Here is a 1,711-nt window from a genome sequence, read left to right as displayed (position 1 = left end):
TTTTTTTTTACATGAACCGCCAACAACCGAGTTCTAACTTCTTCCCTTCCCCGACGTTCTCCCGATTTAATCAAGCTTTTGCAGAAAGTTCTATAGAAATCGGCCCAAAAAAAGGATTAGTTCTTGATGTCGGTACTGGTACTGCCAGAATACCGATATTAATATGTCAGCAACAACCAGAATGGCAAATAATTGGCATTGATTTATCAAAAAATATGCTGACTATTGGAGAGAGAAATATTGAAAAAGCAAAATTACAATCCCAGGTCAAATTAGAGTTAGTAGATGCCAAAAAATTACCCTATTCAGAACATAGTTTTGACATGGTAATTTCTAACAGTATTGTTCACCATTTATCAGAGCCATTACTTTTCTTTCAAGAAGTTAAAAGAGTTTTGCAGCCTCAAGGTGGAATATTTATCTAAATGTTGCGAGAAGACCCGCGCTTTCCTGACAAGGAAGCGTCGGGATGAATCGCAACCAGATTGCGGTTTTACACATAATATATTAAACTGTAAGTGTTGGATAAGTAAGTAGTAGATGGTTGAGAAAGCGTATAAATTTAGATTCTACCCTACTCCAGAACAAGAAAACTTGTTGAGGAGAACTTTGGGGTGCGTGAGACTCATCTACAACAAAGCCTTGGCAGCCAGAACTCAAGCTTGGTACGAGAAACAGGAGCGTGTAGGATACAAGCAAACTTCGGCCATGCTGACAAGCTGGAAAAAACAGGAGGACTTAGAGTTTCTCACTGAAGTCAGCAGTGTACCATTACAGCAAAGTTTGAGACATCTACAAACAGCTTTTACTAACTTTTTTAGTGGACGGACTAAATACCCAAACTTTAAGAAAAAACGTAATGGTGGAAGTGCTGAATTTACCAAAGCAGCATTCACGTGGAAAAATGGTCAAGTATACCTAGCTAAATGTGCTGAAGCATTACCGATTAGATGGAGTAGGGAATTACCACCAGGTTGTGTACCTAGTACAATTACAGTCAAACTTGACCCCTCTGGTAGATGGTCTGTGTGTTTGAGATTTAACGACAACAGAGATTTCCAACTCAAACCACTCAAAAAAAGAGTTGGTGTTGATGTTGGTATTAGTAGTCTCATTGCCACAAGTGATGGCACAAAAGTCAACAACCCTAAGTATTTTAATAAACTGTATAAGAAACTGAGGTTAGCTCAAAAATCACTCAGCCGAAAAACCAAGGGCTCTAATAATTACCAGAAAGCTAGACTGAAAGTAGCTAGGATACACGCAAAAATCAAAGATTCAAGGCTTGACTATACCCATAAACTAACCACTCAATTAATTAGAGAAAATCAAACTATTGTAGTTGAGGACTTAGCAGTTAAGAATATGGTAAAAAACCATAAGTTAGCTAAAGCAATAAGTGATGCAAATTGGGGAGAATTAGTCAGGCAATTAGAATACAAAGCAGAATGGTACGGCCGGGAACTAATTAAAATTGATAGATATTTTCCCAGTTCTAAACGTTGTTCTAATTGTGGTCATGTGGTTGAGAAATTGCCTCTTGATATTAGAGAGTGGGATTGCCCAGAATGTTCAGCTCACCACGATAGAGATATCAACGCTAGTATAAATATTTTGGCTGCCGGGCAGGCAGTGTCAGTCTGTGGAGCGACCGTAAGGCCCGAAGGGAGCAAGTCTCGGAGGGCGGGTGCTATGAAACAGAAAGCCCCTA

Annotated in this window: 2 protein-coding genes; both read left to right on the top strand. The window is 39.2% G+C overall.

The annotated features are described in order from the left end of the window. Positions 1-425 (top strand): class I SAM-dependent methyltransferase (locus F6K13_RS31895; protein ID WP_287289698.1); only part of this gene is annotated, 425 nt, incomplete at its 5' end. Between the two features lie 115 nt (positions 426-540). After that, positions 541-1,711, top strand: a 1,171-nt coding sequence (locus F6K13_RS31890; protein ID WP_287289696.1) for an RNA-guided endonuclease TnpB family protein, incomplete at its 3' end; no start/stop codon positions are given.

It is taken from the genome of Okeania sp. SIO2B9, from assembly GCF_010672505.1.
Taxonomy (GTDB): Bacteria; Cyanobacteriota; Cyanobacteriia; order Cyanobacteriales; family Microcoleaceae; genus Okeania; species Okeania hirsuta.
The sequence above is the reverse complement of the archived record's forward strand: the minus strand, read 5'-3'. Positions and strand labels throughout refer to the sequence as shown.